The sequence below is a fragment of the Enterobacter quasimori genome (genome assembly GCF_018597345.1).
In the GTDB taxonomy this organism is placed as follows: domain Bacteria; phylum Pseudomonadota; class Gammaproteobacteria; order Enterobacterales; family Enterobacteriaceae; genus Enterobacter; species Enterobacter mori.
Genome location: NZ_JAHEVU010000001.1, coordinates 459776 through 478043, shown reverse-complemented (window position 1 = coordinate 478043; position 18268 = coordinate 459776). Strand labels below are relative to the sequence as shown.

Here is an 18268-nt window from a genome sequence, read left to right as displayed (position 1 = left end):
ATCATGAATCATAAAAATCAAGCTGCATTTTTAATGAAATGTTAACGATGTGATCTGCCAGGATGATTTGCAGAACACAAAATCCCGCCAATTAAGGCTTGTAGCAAAAGCCTTGCGAGCAACATCACAGAATCAGGAAACAATTCTTGGGGTTATATTTAACCTTTGTGTAACTTTTAAAAAACAAAGTGATTCAACATTACGCTTTAATTTGCAAACTAACGAATCATAAAGGTGATGACGTGACGCAAGAACAACGGTTTGAGCAGCGCATAGCGCAGGAGACGGCGATTGAGCCTCAGGACTGGATGCCTGACGCCTACCGTAAGACGTTGATCCGCCAGATTGGCCAGCATGCGCACTCCGAGATTGTCGGCATGCTCCCGGAAGGGAACTGGATCACCCGCGCCCCGACGCTGCGCCGAAAAGCGATCCTGCTGGCGAAAGTGCAGGACGAAGCCGGGCACGGGCTCTACCTCTACAGCGCGGCGGAAACGCTGGGCTGCGCGCGGGAAGACATCTACCAGAAGATGCTCGACGGCAAGATGAAATACTCCTCCATCTTCAACTATCCGACCCTGAGCTGGGCCGATATCGGCGCGATCGGCTGGCTGGTGGACGGCGCGGCCATCGTCAACCAGGTAGCCCTGTGCCGTACCTCTTACGGTCCTTATGCCCGCGCGATGGTGAAAATCTGTAAAGAAGAGAGCTTCCACCAGCGTCAGGGCTTTGAGGCCTGCATGGCGCTGGCGCAGGGCAGTGAAGCCCAGCGTCAGATGCTGCAGGACGCCATCAACCGCTTCTGGTGGCCGGCGCTGATGATGTTCGGGCCGAACGACGACAATTCGCCGAACAGCGCCCGCAGCCTGGCGTGGAAAATCAAACGTTTCGGCAACGACGAGCTGCGCCAGCGCTTTGTCGACAACACGGTGCCGCAGGTGGAGATGCTGGGCATGACGGTGCCGGATCCCGACCTGCGTTTTGATGAAGAGAGCGGCCACTACCGCTTCGGCGAGATCGACTGGCAGGAGTTTGACGAGGTCATTAACGGGCGCGGCATCTGCAACCACGAACGCCTGGCCGCCAAACGTAAAGCCTGGGAAGACGGGGCGTGGGTGCGCGAAGCCGCGCTGGCGCACGCGGAAAAACAGCGCGCCCGTCAGGCCGCATAAGAGGAAATAACCATGAGCAATGTCTACTGGCCGCTGTACGAAGTGTTCGTACGCAGCAAACAAGGGTTGTCCCACCGTCACGTGGGCAGCCTGCATGCCGCCGACGATCGCATGGCGCTGGAAAATGCGCGTGATGCCTACACCCGCCGCAGCGAAGGCTGCTCTATCTGGGTGGTTAAGGCGAGCGAGATTGTCGCCTCCCAGCCGGAAGAGAGCGGCGAGTTCTTCGACCCGGCGGAAAGTAAGGTTTACCGCCATCCGACGTTCTACACCATCCCTGACGGCATCGAGCATATGTGAGGCAAAGAATGAACTCAGTGACTGCCTATGCCCTGCGTCTGGGCGACAACGGTTTGGTGCTCTCCCAGCGCCTCGGCGCCTGGTGCGGCCACGCGCCGGAGCTGGAGATCGACCTCGCGCTCGCCAATATCGGTCTCGACCTGCTGGGCCAGGCGCGCAATTTCCTGACCTATGCCGCGCAGCGGGAAGGCCAGGGCGATGAAGACACGCTGGCGTTTGGCCGCGACGAGCGCCAGTTCCGCAACGTCCTGCTGGTGGAGCAGCCGAACGGCAGCTTCGCCGACACCCTTGCCCGCCAGTATCTGATGGATGCCTGGAACGTGGCGCTGTACGAACGGCTAACCCAAAGCCGCGACGGCCAGCTTGCCGCGATTGCCGCCAAAGCGATTAAAGAGGCGCGCTACCACCTGCGCTTCAGCCGCGGCTGGCTGGTGCGTCTGGGCGACGGGACCGAAACGTCCGCGCAAAAAATGCAGCAGGCCATCGACGGCCTGTGGCGTTTTACGGCGGAGCTGTTTGAAGCTGATGACGTCGAGCTGGCGCTGATTGAGTCCGGCGTGGCGGTTGACCCGCGCACGCTGCGCCAGCCGTGGGAAAGCGAAGTGTATGCCGGTCTGAATGAAGCCTGCCTGCAGGTGCCCGCCGAAGTGGCGTACCGCACCGGGGGCAAGCAGGGGCTGCATACCGAACATCTGGGCCCGATGCTGGCGGAAATGCAGTATCTCCAGCGCGCGTATCCCGGTCAGCAGTGGTAAAGGAGAACGCTATGCAACGCCTCGTCGACATCGCGCCCGCGCAAATCCCGCAGATCTGGGCGCTGCTAAGCCAGATCCCTGACCCGGAAGTGCCGGTGTTAACCATCACCGATTTAGGCATGGTGCGCAGCGTGAAGGCGCAGGGGGAAGGCTGGGTCATTGGCTTTACGCCGACCTACTCGGGCTGTCCGGCGACGGAACATCTGCTGGGGGCGATCCGCGAGGCGATGACCGTGCACGGCTTTACTCCGGTGCACATTGTGCTCCAGCTTGAACCCGCCTGGACCACCGACTGGATGACCCCCGACGCGCGTGAGCGCCTGCGGGCGTACGGCATCAGTCCGCCGGTGGGGCATAGCTGTCACGCGCACACGCCGGTGGAGGTGAGCTGTCCGCGCTGCGCCAGCACCGACACCTCGCTTATCAGTGAATTTGGCTCGACGGCCTGCAAAGCGCTCTACCGCTGCAACACCTGCCGTGAGCCCTTCGACTATTTCAAATGTATTTGAGGCTGCCATGACAACGTTTCATTCATTAACAGTGGCAAAAGTGGAACCCGAAACCCGCGACGCGGTGACCATTACCTTTGCGGTGCCGCAGGCGCTGCAGGAGGCCTACCGCTTCCGTCCCGGCCAGCACCTGACGTTAAAAACGACGCTTGGCGGAGACGAGCTGCGCCGCTGCTACTCCATCTGCCGTAGTACCGCCCCGGGCGAAATCAGCGTGGCGGTCAAAGCCATCGACGGCGGGCGCTTCTCCCGCTATGCCCGGGATGAGATCAAAGCGGGCATGGCGCTGGAGGTGATGGTTCCTCAGGGGCAGTTTGGCTACCAGCCACAGGCCGAACGCGAAGGCCACTACCTGGCAATTGCGGCAGGCTCCGGGATCACCCCGATGCTGGCGATTATCTCCGCGACGCTGGCGACCGAACCCAACAGCCATTTCACCCTGATCTACGGCAACCGCAGCAGCCAGAGCATGATGTTCCGCCAGGCGCTGGCGGACCTGAAGGACAAATACCCGCAGCGGCTGCAGCTGGTCTCCATCTTCAGCCAGGAGCGGCTGGACAGCGATCTGCTCTATGGTCGCATCGACGGGGAAAAACTGCAGGCGCTGGCGAAAACCCTGATCAACTTCCGCCAGTACGACGAGGCGTTTATCTGCGGCCCGTCGGCGATGATGGACGACGCCGACGCTGCGTTGAAAGCGCTGGGGATGCCGGACAAAGCGATCCACCTTGAGCGCTTTAACACCCCGGGAACCATCGCTAAACGCGCGGTGCACGTCCAGGCGGAAGGGCAGAAAGTGACCGTGCGCCAGGACGGGCGCGACCGTGAAATCACCCTGACGGCGGACGACGAAAACATTCTGGATGCCGCCCTGCGTCAGGGGGCGGATCTGCCGTATGCCTGCAAGGGCGGCGTTTGCGCCACCTGTAAATGCAAAGTGCTGCGCGGGAAGGTGGACATGGCGACCAACTACAGCCTGGAGCCGGACGAGCTGGCGGCCGGGTATGTGCTGAGCTGCCAGTCGCTGCCGTTAACCGCCGACGTGATCGTCGACTTTGACGCGAAGGGGATGGCATGAGCGAACTGATTGTTACCCGTCATGGCCGTGTGCTCCAGCTGACGCTCAACCGTCCGGCGGCGCGCAACGCCCTCAACAATGCGCTGTTGACGCAGATTGCTGAGCAGCTTGAGGCCGCGGCTTCTGACATCGAGATTTCTGTCTGCGTGATTTACGGCAGCGAGCGCTGCTTTGCCGCCGGGGCCGATCTCAACGAAATGGCGGAGAAAGACCTGCCTGCCACCCTGAACGATATTCGCCCGCAGCTGTGGGCGCGTATCAACGCTTTTCCTAAACCGCTGATCGCCGCCGTGAACGGCTTCGCGCTGGGCGCGGGCTGCGAGCTGGCGCTGCTGTGCGACGTGGTGATTGCCGGTGACAACGCCCGTTTCGGCCTGCCGGAAATCACGCTCGGCATCATGCCCGGCGCGGGCGGCACCCAGCGTCTTATCCGCAGCGTCGGGAAATCGCTCGCCAGCAAAATGGTGCTGACTGGCGAGAACATCTCCGCGCAGCAGGCGCTGAGCGCGGGGCTGGTGAGCGATGTGTTTCCAGCATCCCTTACGCTGGAGTATGCCCTGAAGCAGGCGGCGCTGATGGCGCGCCACTCTCCGCTGGCGCTGCAGGCGGCGAAACAGGCGCTGCGTCAGTCTCAGGAGGTGCCACTGCAGGCCGGGCTGGCGCAGGAGCGCCAGCTTTTTACGCTGCTTTCTGCCACCGAAGACCGACGGGAAGGCATCGACGCCTTCTTGCAAAAACGCACCCCCGACTTTAAAGGACGCTAATTGTGGAATGTATTCTCAGTCATGTAGAACAGGGCGTGATGACCATTACGCTGAACCGTCCGGAGCGTCTGAACAGCTTCAACGACGTGATGCACCAGCAGCTGGCCGAGTGCCTGAAACAGGCCGAGCGTGATGACACCGTGCGCTGCCTGCTGATCACCGGGGCAGGGCGCGGCTTCTGTGCCGGTCAGGATCTGAACGACCGCAACGTCGACCCCAACGGCCCGGCGCCGGATCTGGGGATGTCCGTTGAAACCTTCTATAACCCGCTGGTTCGCCGCCTGGCAAAGCTGCCGAAACCGGTCATCTGTGCCGTTAACGGCGTGGCGGCGGGCGCGGGCGCCACGCTGGCGCTCGGGTGCGACATGGTGATTGCGGCCCGTTCCGCCAACTTCGTGATGGCCTTCAGCAAGCTCGGCCTGGTGCCGGACTGCGGCGGTACCTGGCTGCTGCCGCGCGTGGCGGGACGCGCCCGCGCCATGGGGCTGGCGCTGCTGGGCGACAAGCTCAGCGCCGAACAGGCGCAGGCGTGGGGGATGATCTGGCAGGTGGTGGATGACGAGCAGCTCTCCACCACGGCGCAGCAGATGGCGCTGCATTTTGCGTCGCAGCCGACCTTCGGGCTGGGGCTGATCAAGCAGGCCATCAACGCTGCAGAAACCAACACCCTGGACGACCAGCTCGATCTGGAGCGCGACTATCAGCGCCTGGCCGGGCGCAGCGACGACTACCGCGAGGGCGTCAGCGCCTTCCTGGCGAAGCGCGCGCCGAACTTTACGGGGAAATAAGATGCTGAACATACGGACTGTCGCCGTGATTGGCAGCGGCACGATGGGCGCAGGCATTGCCGAAGTGGCGGCAAGCCACGGTCATCAGGTTCTGATTTACGACATTTCTGCCGACGCCATTTCCCGCGCGATTGACGGCATTCGTCAACGCCTCGCGTCCCGGGTAACGCGCGGAAAGCTTTCTGCGGACGCGAGCGGACAGATCCTCGCCCGACTGGTTCCGGTGACGGATATCGATGCGCTGGCATCGGCAGATTTGGTTATTGAGGCGGCCTCCGAACGCCTTGACGTCAAAAAAACGCTGTTTGCGAAACTGGCGGAAGTCTGCCCGCCGCAGACGCTGTTGACCAGTAACACCTCCTCTATCTCCGTCACGGCGATTGCGGCGGACATCCACCATCCGGAGCGCGTCGCAGGGCTGCATTTCTTTAACCCGGCACCGGTGATGAAGCTGGTGGAGGTGGTCAGCGGGCTGGGGACCTCGCCGGAAGTGGCCGAGGCGCTGTGCGAGCTGGCGCTGAACTGGGGGAAACAGCCGGTTCGCTGCCAGTCCACGCCGGGGTTCATCGTCAACCGCGTCGCGCGTCCGTTCTATTCCGAAGCCTGGCGTGCGCTGGAGGAACAGGTCGCTCCGCCGGAGGTGATTGACGCCGCCCTGCGTGAAGGCGGCGGCTTCCCGATGGGGCCGCTGGAGCTGACCGACATGATTGGTCAGGACGTCAACTTTGCGGTGACCTGCTCGGTATTTAACGCCTTCTGGCAGGAGCGTCGTTTTCTGCCTTCGCTGGTTCAGCAGGAACTGGTGCTGGCAGGAAGGCTGGGCAAAAAGAGCGGGAAGGGCGTGTACGACTGGCAGGGTGAAAAACCGGACGTGCAGTGGGTTGAGTCGGTGAACGACAGCTATAGCCCGATGCGCGTGGAAAAAAGACGTGACGGTGTCACAGAAATTGATGATGTGTACCTGATTGAAACGCAGGGCGAAACCGCGCAGGCGCTGGCGCTGCGGCTCAACGGCCCGGTGGTGGTGGTCGACCGCATTGAGCGTGACGTGGCGGTCATTGCCGCCGCCGCCAGCAACCCGCATACCGCGACGCAAAAAGCCATCCGCTACCTGCAGCAGCAGGGTAACCGGGTGGTGCAAATTGCCGATTATCCCGGCCTGCTGGTCTGGCGGACGCTGGCAATGATTGCCAACGAAGCGCTGGATGCCCTGCAAAAAGGGGTCGCCAGCGAGAAGGACATCGATACCGCCATGCGCCTGGGCGTGAACTACCCGAGCGGACCGATCGCCTGGGGCGAGCGTCTGGGCTGGCAGCGCCTGCTGACGCTGCTGGAGAACCTGCAGCGCCATTACGGCGAAGAGCGCTATCGCCCCTGTTCACTGCTGCGCCAGCGCGCGCTTCTGGAGAGTAGCTATGAGTCTTAACGCCTGGCATAACGCCCGCGCCATGTACGAACGGGACGCCTGCGCGCAGGCGATGGGGATGGACATTGTCGAGATGGATGAGGGCTACGCGGTGGTGACCATGACCATCACCCCGCAGATGCTGAACGGCCACAAAACCTGCCACGGTGGGCAGCTGTTTTCGCTGGCGGACACCGCCTTTGCCTACGCCTGCAACAGCCAGGGGCTGGCGGCGGTAGCCTCCGGCTGCTCGATTGACTTTCTGCGTCCGGGCTTCGCCGGGGACACGCTCACCGCCACCGCGCGCGTGATGCATTAGGGCAAGCTGACCGGCGTGTATGACATTGAAATCCAGAACCAACAACAGAAAACCGTTGCCCTTTTTCGCGGAAAATCTCACCGCATCGGCGGCAGCGTGACAGGAGAGGCAGATGCGTGACGCATTTATTTGTGATGGTGTTCGAACCCCTGTGGGGCGTTATGGCGGCGCGCTTGCCGCAGTCAGAACCGACGATCTCGGTGCCGTGCCGCTGCGCGCGCTGCTGGCCCGCTACCCGCAGCTCGATCTGGAGCGGATTGACGACGTGATTTTCGGCTGCGCCAACCAGGCGGGGGAAGATAACCGCAACGTGGCGCGCATGTCGTCCCTGCTGGCCGGACTGCCGCAGACGGTGTCCGGAACCACCATCAACCGCCTGTGCGGGTCGGGACTGGACGCGATTGGTTTCGCCGCGCGCGCCATTAAGGCAGGCGATGGCGACCTGCTGATCGCGGGCGGCGTGGAGTCCATGTCCCGCGCGCCGTTTGTGATGGGCAAAGCCACCGCCGCGTTTCAGCGTCAGGCGGAGATCTTCGATACCACCATCGGCTGGCGATTTGTGAATCCGCTCATGCATCAGCAATTCGGAACTGACAGTATGCCGGAAACGGCAGAGAATGTAGCTGAATTGTTAAATATCAGCCGTGCCGATCAGGACGCGTTCGCGCTGCGCAGCCAGCAGCGTACCGCGCAGGCGCAGCAGAACGGCGTTCTGGCGCAGGAGATTGTGCCGGTGCCGGTGCCGGGCAAAAAAGGGGCAGTCACAGCGTTCAGCGTGGATGAACATCCGCGCGCGGACACCACGCTCGAGCAGCTTGCCGGTCTGAAAACGCCGTTCCGTAAGAACGGAGTGGTTACGGCGGGAAATGCCTCCGGCGTCAACGACGGCGCTGCGGCGCTGATCGTCGCCAGCGAGAAGATGGCGCTGGCTCAGGGGTTAATCCCGCGCACGCGGATCGTGGCGATGGCGACGGCGGGCGTGGAGCCACGTCTGATGGGGCTCGGCCCGGTACCGGCCACCCGCAGGGTGCTGGAGCGCGCCGGACTCAGTATTCACGATATGGACGTCATTGAGCTTAACGAAGCGTTCGCCGCGCAGGCGTTGGGCGTGCTGCGTCAGCTGGGCCTGCCGGATGATGCCGCGCACGTCAACCCGAACGGTGGCGCGATTGCGCTGGGCCACCCGCTGGGCATGAGCGGCGCCAGGCTGGCGCTGGCCGCGAGTAACGAACTGCACCGACGCGGCGGGCGCTACGCGCTGTGTACGATGTGCATCGGTGTGGGTCAGGGCATTGCCATGATCCTTGAGCGTGTTTGAGCATAAAAACAATGTGAGTACCCTACAATGACAAATACAACAAAGCTTGATCCGATTGAAACGGCCTCCCTTGACGAACTACAGGCGCTGCAGACCGCGCGTCTGAAATGGACGCTGCATCACGCCTACAACAACGTGCCGATGTACAAACGCAAGTTTGACGCCGCGGGCGTTCACCCTGACGATTTCAACGAACTGGCGGATATCTGCAAATTCCCGTGCACCACCAAGCAGGACCTGCGTGATAACTATCCGTTCGATACCTTTGCCGTGCCGATGGAGCAGGTGGTGCGCATTCATGCATCATCCGGCACCACCGGCAAACCGACCGTGGTGGGCTACACGCAGGGTGATATCGACAACTGGGCCAACCTGGTGGCCCGCTCCCTGCGCGCCGCGGGTGGCAGCGCGAAGGACAAAATTCACGTGGCGTATGGCTATGGCCTGTTTACCGGCGGGCTGGGGGCGCACTACGGCGCCGAGCGTTTAGGGGCGACGGTGATCCCGATGTCCGGCGGCCAGACGGAGAAACAGGCGCAGCTGATCCGAGACTTCCAGCCGGACATGATCATGGTGACGCCATCCTACTGCCTCAACCTGATTGAAGAGCTGGAGCGCCAGATGGGCGGCGATGCCAGCGGCTGTTCCCTGCGCGTGGGCGTCTTCGGTGCCGAGCCCTGGACGCAGGCCATGCGTCGCGAGATTGAAAAACGCTTAGGCATTACCGCGCTGGATATCTATGGCCTTTCCGAAGTGATGGGACCGGGCGTGGCGATGGAGTGTATCGAAACCGTCGACGGCCCAACCATCTGGGAAGATCACTTCTACCCGGAGATCGTCAACCCGAACGACGGCACGCCGCTGGATGACGGTCAGCAGGGCGAACTGCTGTTCACCACGCTGACCAAAGAGGCGCTGCCGGTGATCCGCTACCGCACCCGCGACCTGACCCGCCTGCTGCCGGCAACCGCGCGCAGCATGCGTCGTATGGACCGGATCAGCGGGCGCAGTGACGATATGCTGATCATCCGCGGCGTCAACGTCTTCCCGTCACAGCTGGAAGAGGAGATCGTGAAGTTCGAACACCTTTCTCCGCACTACCAGCTGGAGGTGAACCGCCGCGGGCATCTTGATTCACTTTCGGTGAAGGTGGAGCTGAAAGAGAGCAGCCTCACGCTGACGCACGAGCAGCGCTGCCAGGTGTGTCACCAGCTGCGCCACCGCATTAAGTCGATGGTGGGGATTTCAACCGACGTGACGATCGTGAACTGCGGCAGCATCCCGCGCTCGGAGGGGAAAGCCTGCCGGGTGTTTGACCTGCGTAAAGCGGCGGCCAACGGTTAAAACACCTTACCCCTCATCCTAACCTTCTCCCCGAAGGGGAGAAGGGACTGCTCGGTTTGGCCTTTTCCCCTCTCCCCTCTGGGGAGAGGGTCAGGGTGAGGGTCCTGTGCTATGATTCATCCAGGACAAAAATTACAACAGAATGAATCACATGAATAAACTCGACGCCTTTATCCAGCACGCGGTTAGCTCCGTTCCCGTCAGCGGGACGTCGCTTATTTCTTCGTTATACGGTGACGCGCTTTCCCATCGCGGCGGTGAGATTTGGCTCGGCAGCCTTGCCGCTCTGCTGGAAGGCATGGGGTTTGGCGAGCGCTTCGTGCGTACCGCGCTGTTTCGCCTCAACAAAGAGGGCTGGCTGGACGTCTCGCGCATCGGGCGTCGCAGCTTTTACCGCCTGAGCGATAAAGGGCTGCGTCTGACGCGTCGCGCGGAGAATAAGATCTACCGCGCGGAACTGCCCGCCTGGGACGGCAAATGGCTATTACTGCTCTCAGAAGGGCTGGATAAAACCACCCTTGCCGACGTCAAAAAACAGCTGATCTGGCAGGGGTTTGGCACGCTGGCACCGAGCCTGATGGCCTCACCGTCGCAGCATCTGGCGGACGTGCAGTCCCTGCTTCACGATGCCGGGGTGGCGGAAAACGTGATTTTCTTTGAAGCCCACTCGCCGCTGGCGCTCTCCCGCGCGGCGCTGCGTTCGCGGGTGGAAGAGTGCTGGCAGCTGACCGAGCAAAACGCGATGTACGAGACGTTCATCGATTCATTCCGCCCGCTGCTGCCGCTGCTGAAAGAGGCCGGGCCGGAGGAGCTGACGCCGGAACGCTGTTTCCAGATTCAGCTCTTACTGATTCACTTTTATCGTCGCGTGGTGCTGAAAGACCCGCTGTTGCCAGAAGAGTTACTGCCCGCGCACTGGGCGGGACAAAGTGCCCGACAGCTTTGCATCAATATCTACCAGCGCGTCGCGCCGGGGGCGCTGGCGTTTGTCAGCGAAAAAGGCGAAACCTCGGTTGGGGAACTGCCCGTGCCCGGCACGCTTTACTATCAACGTTTTGGTGGTCTGAATACTGCGTAAGGAGAGGTTATGCCTGTTTATCAAATTGATGGTCTGACGCCAGTGGTACCTGACGAGAGCTACGTTCACCCAACGGCGGTGCTGATTGGCGACGTGATTCTGGGCAAAGGCGTTTATGTCGGTCCTAACGCCAGCCTGCGCGGCGACTTTGGTCGCATCGTGGTGAAAGACGGGGCGAACATTCAGGATAACTGCGTGATGCACGGCTTCCCGGAGCAGGACACGGTGGTGGAAGAGGACGGGCATATCGGCCACAGCGCCATTCTGCACGGCTGCATTATCCGCCGCAATGCGCTGGTGGGCATGAACGCGGTGGTGATGGACGGCGCGGTCATCGGTGAAAACAGCATCGTCGGCGCGGCGGCGTTCGTGAAGGCGAAAGCGGAGATGCCCGCCAACCATTTGATTATCGGCAGCCCGGCCAAAGCGATTCGTGAACTGAGCGAGCAGGAACTCGCCTGGAAGCAGCAGGGCACGCGGGAGTATCAGGTGCTGGTGGAGCGCTGCAAGTTAACCATGCATCAGGTAGAGCCGCTGCGCGAGGAAGAGCCTGACCGAAAACGGCTGGCGTTTGATGAGGATTTAAGGCCGAAGTCGACGGTGTAGGACGGGAAGTTCGCGCCACGGCACTAACGGGAAGATGTTACCCGCCTCATCATGCTATTAATCCTCCGGTACAGACTTATCACGACAGAGGACGCAGAGTTATGCTGAGAGGTAAAAGAGCTGTTATCACGGGTGGCGGTGGGGGATTTGGTCAGGCGCTGTGCGTCTGGCTGGCGCGGGAGGGCGTTGAAGTGATTTTTAGCGCCCGTCGGGAGGTGGATATTCAAAAAACCTGCAGCTTCATCGCGGCTGAAGGTGGTGAGGCGAAAGGGTATCTCTGTGATTTAGCCCTGCCGGAATCCATTTCTCAGTTCTCTTCGCAGGTCTTACATTCAGACAGGCCAATCGATATTTTAATTCTGAATGCTGCTCAGTGGTTGTCAGGGACAATAGACGAACAGTCGAGCACAGAAATCTTCAATACCGTCAGTTCAGGTCTGACAGGTTCAATCCTGCTCACTCAGGCAATGCTACCGGGTTTAAGACGCTCAGACAGTGCAGACATCATTGCGATTATATCTGCGTGCGGTATTCCGAACTTTACAGATTCGATTGCCCATCCCGCTTTTTTTGCCAGCAAACACGGGCTCAGCGGCTTTACAACGAAACTGTCAGAACACTTATCCAAAGAAAACATTCGGGTAACCGGGTTATATCCACCTGATTTCGAACTGACCGGCTTAGAGGCGCATGTCGATAATCGGTCAAGAATGGGGGAGCGTCTGGTGAATGGATGGTCAATATGGGAAACGATTCGTTTTGTACTGACTCAGCCTCGAAGTTGCCATATCAGCACGATCTACTTTCAGGGGCCGACTCGCGAAGATTTGGCGCATCAGGCCTGAATCTGACGGCGGGCGTTCAACACTATTGCGGATATACGCGTTTTGGAATCCCATACCAGCCTGACAAAGTTGCTGATATGATAATTTTTTGTTAATTGGGAGGGGCGATGGACACAGGATCGATTGTCGCGTTATTCAAATTCAAACGCTGGGCAGATACGGAAACCTTACAAGCAATACAGAGGGTCGATACCCCAGCAAATGCTGAAAAGCACCACCTAAGGATATGCTAACCGTTTTTCTAAGAGATCATAATCACTAATATGACCCACTTTCATCAACTTAGCGCCACCCGTCTGGACGGGCAGCTTATCTCAATGGCCGACTATGCGGGGAAGGTGGTTCTGGTCGTGAATACCGCCAGCCAGTGTGGATTCACGCCGCAATATGCTGGTCTTGAAGCGCTATACAAGAAATACGCCGAACAAGGTTTAGTGGTGCTTGGCTTCCCCTGCAACCAGTTCGGTAAACAGGAACCCGGCGGCGCTGATGAAATCTCAAAGACTTGTCACATTAACTACGGCGTGAGTTTCCCGATGTTCGAGAAAGTCGAGGTTAACGGTAGCGCAGCGCACCCGCTGTTTCGTTATCTGAAAAACGCATTGCCCGGCGTGCTGGGGGAGCGGATCAAGTGGAACTTTACGAAGTTCCTGATCGGCCGCAACGGGGAACCTCTCAAGCGCTTTGCACCGATGACCAAGCCCGAGAAAATGGAAGCAGCGATTGTGGCTGCCCTGGAAAGTTAATGATCTTCGTTTTTAGCAGCCTGATGGATTTTAAGGGGGACTCAGACTGCTGATACAGTGCGATTTGTGCGTTTCGCCCGGCGGCGCTACGCTTGCACGGCCCTACGTTGCGAAATGTAGGCCGGGTAAGCGCAGCGCCACCCGGCAAAAAGACGGTTAAAATGTTGATGGCGGGGGTTGTCATCAGTCCCAGGCCCCGTGAGGGGCCTGGTCTGTTTTAACGTCTGGATTAGAAGCGATATTGCAGACCCGCCGTAATGGTATAGTTGTGGTTAGAAATACCTGCTGCATCCCCGCCAATAGAGCCGGACTGCCCGGTATTGGTATCGATAATCTGCGTACCGCCTTTACCTTCTTCGTAACTGCTATAGGTAAATTCAGCAAAAACTTTGGCGTGCGGCGTCACGTAATATCCGGCATCAACGGATGCGCCATAATAACGGGAATCAGATGTTTTCTCGCGGAAGGTCAGATCGCGCATATAGTGCTCGTCGTTATCATGCGCGCGAACCCAGTCACTGAATTTGAACAGGGCGTTAAATTCAAAGTCATTAAAGCGGTACTGTCCTGCAAGGCCAATATACGGCATAGAGAAGCGCTGGCTATAACCAATACCGCGTTCGCCTGCAGGGAAATTACCCTGATAAGCACCATTGTCGTAATTGTAAGAACCCCCGGTCGCCGTCCAGCTGAAGCGGGTTTCCTGATAACCTGCGGTGACGCCGGCTTTATAGTTATCGCCCTGGAAGATCCAGCCTTTTACGTTGAGATCGTATTCATTGGCATAGTTCACGTTCGTTGCAGGATGGCTTGAATGATCTGTCCAGGAGGATTGTTTTGCATTCATCCAGTCATAGTCGTCCATATGACCTGAGCCTGATGCCAGGGACGTCCAGCCGCGGGCGTTCAGTGTCAAAAATGAGTATGCATCCCAGGAAATATCGCCTTTCAGAATAGCGACATTTTTTATTTTCCAGTCCAGCTGGCTAATTTTTCTTCCGGTGACTTCGTCATAAACCATCTCGTGGGATTTTCCGCTCAGCATCCCGGCAGAGGCTGAAACCGTTAAACTTTCCGGTGAAAAATCCGGTGTGATTTGTGAGGCACCTGCATATACCGCCCCTGAAAATGCGGCCATCATCATTCCCGCAACAATATTTCTTGTCATTTTTATTTCCCTAAAACAAATTAATCAATGAGTTGCAGGGGAATATTAAAAGTCATACAAATAAGAATCAACTGCCAGTTTTGGTAATTTTTTATAATTTGACGTAAGGGGCGATATTTAACTTTGGGCCGTCTGAAGAGGCGGCCGATAATATTTAAATCATTACTGGCTCGGTGCGAAATAGCAGTCAGCAGCAGATAAAACAATGCCCGTGCTGAATAGCGACATTACCGTGATGGCACGCCCAGTAGGGTAGTCAGCAGGCTGAATTGCGTAGCCGTTAGCCCCGCTTCGCGCTGAAGTACGGAAAACAACGGTCCGACAGAAGCCAGAATAGGGCGCAGGTTCAGCCCGACGATAAAAGCGATAACGGCGAAGAGTAATGGCGACGTGCGTTTCAACAGGGAATCCTTTTCAGTTGTGAATGGCTCGGGCAAATTGCCGCGAGCATTTGTCTTAACGTTAAGATAAAATACGTTTTTGCGTAAGATGTACCGCACAACAGGATAAATACCCACGCCAACAGGGGTGAAAATGAAAGACCATGTAGACTTCGTTGTCGACCAGTGGAGCCGTGCCATGCCGGAGCTGGACGCCTCGTCGATGAAAATTTTTGGCCGCATGCTCCGGCTGATGAAGCACCTGGGAAAAGAATGGGCGGAGGCCATGGCGCAGTTTGGTTTTCGCGAGGGGGAGTTTGACGTTCTCGCCACGCTGCGTCGCGCCGGTGAGCCGTACTGCCTTTCGCCCACGCAGCTGTATAAATCGCTGTTGATCACTTCAGGCGCGATGACGAACCGGCTCAGCCATCTCGAACAGCAAGGGCTTATCAGACGTATTGCCGATCCGGACGATAAGCGCAGCACCCTCGTAAGCCTGACACCGCACGGGCAAGAGCTTATCGAGGAGGCGCTGATCGTGCATACACAAACGCAAAATGCGCTGCTGAGCAGCTTGTCTGACGCGCAGCGCGCGCAGCTTGAGTCCCTGCTCAGGGAGCTGCTGCTGACGTTTCCGCCCGAGGGTCTGGGTGGCAAGTCACAGAGTGCCGATAATACAAAAACTGCATAGCCAAACCTCACTGAAAGGGAACGTATGTCTTTACCACCACTGTATGCCTTGCGCGCCTTTGAAGTTGCCGCGCGGCTGAACTCCTTCAGCAAAGCGGCTGAGGCACTGAATATCACGCCGGGCGCGGTCAGCAGGCATGTCCGGACGCTTGAAATGTGGTTCGACTGCGAGCTGTTTAAACGGCAAGGGCCGAGAGTTGAAGTCAGTGAAGCCGGGCGTATTCTGGCCGGACAGCTTAGCGAAAGCTTCTCGAACATCGAGTGGGCCTGCCGCGCGTTCAGAAGTGAAAATCACCTTTTGCGCCTCAAGGCTCCCAGCACCCTGACAATGAGATGGCTTCTTAACGTCCTGAAATCGTTTCGTGAAAACCATGCGAAACCGAAAGTAGAAATTGCCAGCGTCTGGATGGACTTCGACACCGTTGACTTCAGCCGTGAGCCCTATGATTGCGCGATCCTCCTCGGTAATGGCTATTTCGGCGAGTCAACAGAAAGCAGGCTGCTCTTCAGCGAATGGCTCATTCCGGTTTGTACCCCGTCTTTGCTTGAGTCTGCCCGGCATCAACTACCGCAGTGCGACCTTATTCACCCCTCTCCGGACAGACGGGACTGGCGACGCTGGCTGAAAAGAACGGGGCTATTTCCCGGTCTCGACATGAGCGGCGGGATTGTGTTTGACACCCTGGAGCAGGGAAGTCTCGCCGCCATGCACGGACACGGCGTGGCGATAGCCGATCTCCGGCTCACGCTGGAAGCGCTGAAAAGCGGCCTGCTCGCGCTGCCCTTCAGGGAGGCGATTGCAACAGGGGATGGCTACTACCTCGTCTGGCCGAAAAATTCGCTCAGAAGACAGAGTATTGAACGTCTGCTGGCCTGGCTAAACCTGAACTCGCCGGTAGTGCCTTCTCTGGATATCGTTTGTCTTGAGTACGATGAAAAACGGCTTTCTTAAAGTAAGCAGGATATTCCTGAAGGGATATCCCGCATATTCAATGCATTTATGCGTAGGGGATATTTGCCATTTTCTTATATCTTTCCGGCAGGGCGCTATTAAGGTTGAGTAATTTATCCAGAATATAAAGCGCAGGCGTACCCTTTGCGCGCTCTGCATCGATCAGCGCAGCGCGTAATACATTGGCAGCCGCGGTCATTTTATAAAAGTACGCTTCTGATTCAGGCGTCTGCGCTTCGCCAGACGTGGCGTACCGCACCTGGGGCCACTCGGCGAAGTCAAGCAGGGGAAGCGTTCCATCTTCTTTTGGTAAATGGGCAGCGAGCAGCTCCTCGGCGTTACCCGGATTGCTTTGGGCGAAAGACAGGAGATGCAGTCGATGGATAAAAGGGGAAAGCGCATCGGTTCGATGGTTTTCTGACGAAAGTAACGTTATGAGCGCAGGTATATTTTCATCCGCGGTGTTTTTTTCTGGTGAAAGCATTTCCATTAAATGAAATAAAACATCGAGTGTCATAGGTGCTCCATATACGCACATTATTATTTATTGTTTTAATGCCGCTATCCACTATCGACAGCGCTATACCAGGGGTGAGTGGATGGTATTTCATCGCGATAGCGGTTGAAAAACGATAAATAGTGGGCGTCAATGTGAGTTTTACTCAACGTAGGATTTCATATCCTATGCTTTTCTTAGATATGGTGGTGACCCGGCGCGCGAAAAGGCAAGCCGGGTAAGACAGGCGGGCTTATTAAATGCTCTCGAGCCCCTGCAGGAAATCCTCCACCTGGGCAGGTGTTGCCGTGTCAGCCTGGTAAAGGATGTCGAGCTTCACGTTCTTCAGCCCGCAGAAGCCAAATACACCTTCGATTATCTGCGTCTGAATTGCCGTCGAATAGCCATGTTTGTCGAATCCGGTGAGATCGCTGCCGCCGGTGGCAATCAGGCGGACGGGCACATCGCGTAAATTGCCCACAATCCGGCCATCGTCGGCCACTTTATACGCCCAGTTCAGGGTCAACACCCGATCGAACCAGCCTTTTAACAGTGCGGGGACTGACCACCAGTACACCGGGAAGACAAATACCAGCATATCTGCGCGCTCAACGCGCTGCTGCTCGCGCAAAATATCCTCGGGAAGCGCAGTGGGATCGCCGTGATACAAATCAAGGTCGGGACGAGACATGGTCGGATTAAAGCCTTCAGCATGAAGATCGGCAATTTCTACCTGCGTCCCTTGCTCGCGTAACGTCGCGGCAATGCGATCCGCCAGCGAATGGGATAAAGAATGTTCAACAGGGTGAGCCGTCACGATCAGTGCATTATTGATGACATGTGTAACAGACATAGCAACCTCAGCAGGGGAGTGAATTGACACCTATATTACTATTGGTAAGTTAGGTGTCAATCCGACAGCAACGATCATTTTGTGCTGTTGGCGTAGGTATCCAGAACGCCAGACATGGCGCCGCTGAGCATATCTTCTGCGACGTTGCGAGCGAGTATCCCGTTACCCGCGGCAGTACTGAGCGCGTCCGCGGCACCGATGATGGCTGTCAGTACCGCTTCACCCTGAACGCCTTTAAGCACGATAAACGGAGAAAGCGCCGTGCGAAGACAGTCGGCACATTCGGCAACGCACGCCTCGCGGAACGTCTGCAGCGCGCGGGAGCCGGACAGCGCTGCGGCTATCGGACCCGTTTCCGGGCCGGCGGTAATGGCGCAGTCGATATAGGCAGCGCTGAAAAAGCGGATCGTCTTCTCCAGCGTTTTGCTGTCGACCGCCAGCGTCTCGCGGAACTTCGCCAACTGACTATCGCTATAATCCTGGTACAGCGCCATCAGCAAGCCTTCACGATCGCCAAAGTGGTCATAGGGAATAGGCTTTGTCACGTTAGCCCGCTCGGCAAGATAGCCCAGGGTGAGCGCCTCGGTGCCTTGCTGGCGAACAATGCCGCGAGCAACCTCCAGCAGCTGCACCCGGCGATCCTCTTTTCTTAAGCGCTTAACAACCATGATGTCCCTCGTATCGTTTATCTACTGATAGTAG

At 58.1% G+C, this 18268-nt stretch carries 20 protein-coding genes and 2 pseudogenes; 17 read left to right on the top strand and 5 right to left on the bottom strand.

What is annotated here, in order from left to right:
* Positions 1-242: 242 nt before the first annotated feature.
* The 15 genes and pseudogenes from paaA to KK102_RS02085 all read left to right on the top strand — a co-directional run bounded on the left by paaA (position 243) and on the right by KK102_RS02085 (position 13027).
* Positions 243-1172 carry a 1,2-phenylacetyl-CoA epoxidase subunit PaaA gene (gene paaA / locus KK102_RS02155; protein ID WP_338070874.1) on the top strand — a complete coding sequence of 310 codons (930 nt, stop codon included), beginning with the start codon at positions 243-245 and terminating at the stop codon, positions 1170-1172.
* Between the two features lie 12 nt (positions 1173-1184).
* Positions 1185-1472, top strand: coding sequence for a 1,2-phenylacetyl-CoA epoxidase subunit PaaB (gene paaB / locus KK102_RS02150; RefSeq protein ID WP_003857353.1), 288 nt, complete (start codon positions 1185-1187; stop codon positions 1470-1472).
* Positions 1473-1480: 8 nt separating this feature from the next.
* Positions 1481-2227 carry a 1,2-phenylacetyl-CoA epoxidase subunit PaaC gene (gene paaC / locus KK102_RS02145; protein ID WP_216356847.1) on the top strand — a complete coding sequence of 249 codons (747 nt, stop codon included), beginning with the start codon at positions 1481-1483 and terminating at the stop codon, positions 2225-2227.
* Positions 2228-2238: 11 nt separating this feature from the next.
* Positions 2239-2736 carry a 1,2-phenylacetyl-CoA epoxidase subunit PaaD gene (paaD, locus tag KK102_RS02140; RefSeq protein ID WP_126544570.1) on the top strand — a complete coding sequence of 166 codons (498 nt, stop codon included), beginning with the start codon at positions 2239-2241 and terminating at the stop codon, positions 2734-2736.
* A 7-nt stretch (positions 2737-2743) separates the two neighbouring features.
* Positions 2744-3814, top strand: coding sequence for a 1,2-phenylacetyl-CoA epoxidase subunit PaaE (gene paaE, locus KK102_RS02135; protein WP_126544571.1), 1071 nt, complete (start codon positions 2744-2746; stop codon positions 3812-3814).
* Entirely contained in the window at positions 3811-4578 is a 768-nt protein-coding gene (gene paaF, locus KK102_RS02130; protein WP_216356846.1) for a 2,3-dehydroadipyl-CoA hydratase PaaF, read from the top strand. The genes paaE and paaF overlap by 4 nt, the downstream gene beginning before the upstream one ends.
* A complete protein-coding gene (gene paaG, locus KK102_RS02125; RefSeq protein WP_126544573.1) occupies positions 4578-5366 on the top strand; it encodes a 2-(1,2-epoxy-1,2-dihydrophenyl)acetyl-CoA isomerase PaaG in 789 nt (262 codons plus the stop codon). Before paaF ends, paaG begins: the two co-directional genes overlap by 1 nt.
* A gap of 1 nt (position 5367) precedes the next feature.
* Complete coding sequence (paaH, locus tag KK102_RS02120) at positions 5368-6792, top strand: 3-hydroxyacyl-CoA dehydrogenase PaaH (protein WP_126544574.1); 1425 nt, start codon at positions 5368-5370, stop codon at positions 6790-6792.
* Positions 6782-7210, top strand: a pseudogene (paaI, locus tag KK102_RS02115) (hydroxyphenylacetyl-CoA thioesterase PaaI). Before paaH ends, paaI begins: the two are co-directional and overlap by 11 nt.
* Positions 7203-8408: a 3-oxoadipyl-CoA thiolase gene (gene pcaF, locus KK102_RS02110; protein ID WP_216356845.1), complete on the top strand. Its 1206-nt coding sequence runs from the start codon at positions 7203-7205 to the stop codon at positions 8406-8408. Before paaI ends, pcaF begins: the two are co-directional and overlap by 8 nt.
* 27 nt (positions 8409-8435) lie before the next feature.
* Positions 8436-9752, top strand: a complete 1317-nt coding sequence (paaK, locus tag KK102_RS02105) for a phenylacetate--CoA ligase PaaK (RefSeq protein WP_216356844.1) — start codon at positions 8436-8438, stop codon at positions 9750-9752.
* 142 nt (positions 9753-9894) lie between these two features.
* Positions 9895-10830 carry a phenylacetic acid degradation operon negative regulatory protein PaaX gene (paaX, locus tag KK102_RS02100; protein WP_126544577.1) on the top strand — a complete coding sequence of 312 codons (936 nt, stop codon included), beginning with the start codon at positions 9895-9897 and terminating at the stop codon, positions 10828-10830.
* A gap of 9 nt (positions 10831-10839) precedes the next feature.
* Positions 10840-11436: a phenylacetic acid degradation protein PaaY gene (gene paaY, locus KK102_RS02095; protein ID WP_126544578.1), complete on the top strand. Its 597-nt coding sequence runs from the start codon at positions 10840-10842 to the stop codon at positions 11434-11436.
* Between the two features lie 101 nt (positions 11437-11537).
* A complete protein-coding gene (locus KK102_RS02090; RefSeq protein ID WP_126544579.1) occupies positions 11538-12281 on the top strand; it encodes an SDR family oxidoreductase in 744 nt (247 codons plus the stop codon).
* 263 nt (positions 12282-12544) lie between these two features.
* Entirely contained in the window at positions 12545-13027 is a 483-nt protein-coding gene (locus KK102_RS02085) for a glutathione peroxidase (RefSeq protein ID WP_126544580.1), read from the top strand.
* A gap of 229 nt (positions 13028-13256) precedes the next feature.
* Here the strand turns inward: KK102_RS02085 and KK102_RS02080 are convergent, their stop codons facing one another.
* Complete coding sequence (locus KK102_RS02080) at positions 13257-14195, bottom strand: omptin family outer membrane protease (protein WP_126544581.1); 939 nt, start codon at positions 14193-14195, stop codon at positions 13257-13259.
* A gap of 248 nt (positions 14196-14443) precedes the next feature.
* Positions 14444-14596, bottom strand: a pseudogene (locus KK102_RS02075) (MFS transporter); the annotation flags it as partial.
* Between the two features lie 133 nt (positions 14597-14729).
* Here KK102_RS02075 and KK102_RS02070 point away from each other — a divergent pair.
* Both KK102_RS02070 and KK102_RS02065 read left to right on the top strand, forming a co-directional pair.
* Entirely contained in the window at positions 14730-15266 is a 537-nt protein-coding gene (locus tag KK102_RS02070) for a MarR family winged helix-turn-helix transcriptional regulator (protein ID WP_126544582.1), read from the top strand.
* 24 nt (positions 15267-15290) lie between these two features.
* Positions 15291-16217, top strand: coding sequence for a LysR substrate-binding domain-containing protein (locus KK102_RS02065; RefSeq protein ID WP_216356843.1), 927 nt, complete (start codon positions 15291-15293; stop codon positions 16215-16217).
* Between the two features lie 46 nt (positions 16218-16263).
* Here the strand turns inward: KK102_RS02065 and KK102_RS02060 are convergent, their stop codons facing one another.
* The 3 genes from KK102_RS02060 to KK102_RS02050 all read right to left on the bottom strand — a co-directional run bounded on the left by KK102_RS02060 (position 16264) and on the right by KK102_RS02050 (position 18234).
* On the bottom strand, positions 16264-16734 hold the full coding sequence (locus KK102_RS02060) for a hypothetical protein (RefSeq protein ID WP_216356842.1): 471 nt from the start codon (positions 16732-16734) through the stop codon (positions 16264-16266).
* A 235-nt stretch (positions 16735-16969) separates the two neighbouring features.
* A complete protein-coding gene (locus tag KK102_RS02055; protein WP_126816441.1) occupies positions 16970-17566 on the bottom strand; it encodes an NAD(P)H-dependent oxidoreductase in 597 nt (198 codons plus the stop codon).
* Positions 17567-17640: 74 nt separating this feature from the next.
* Positions 17641-18234 carry a TetR/AcrR family transcriptional regulator gene (locus KK102_RS02050; RefSeq protein WP_042716852.1) on the bottom strand — a complete coding sequence of 198 codons (594 nt, stop codon included), beginning with the start codon at positions 18232-18234 and terminating at the stop codon, positions 17641-17643.
* Between the last annotated feature and the right edge of the window lie 34 nt (positions 18235-18268).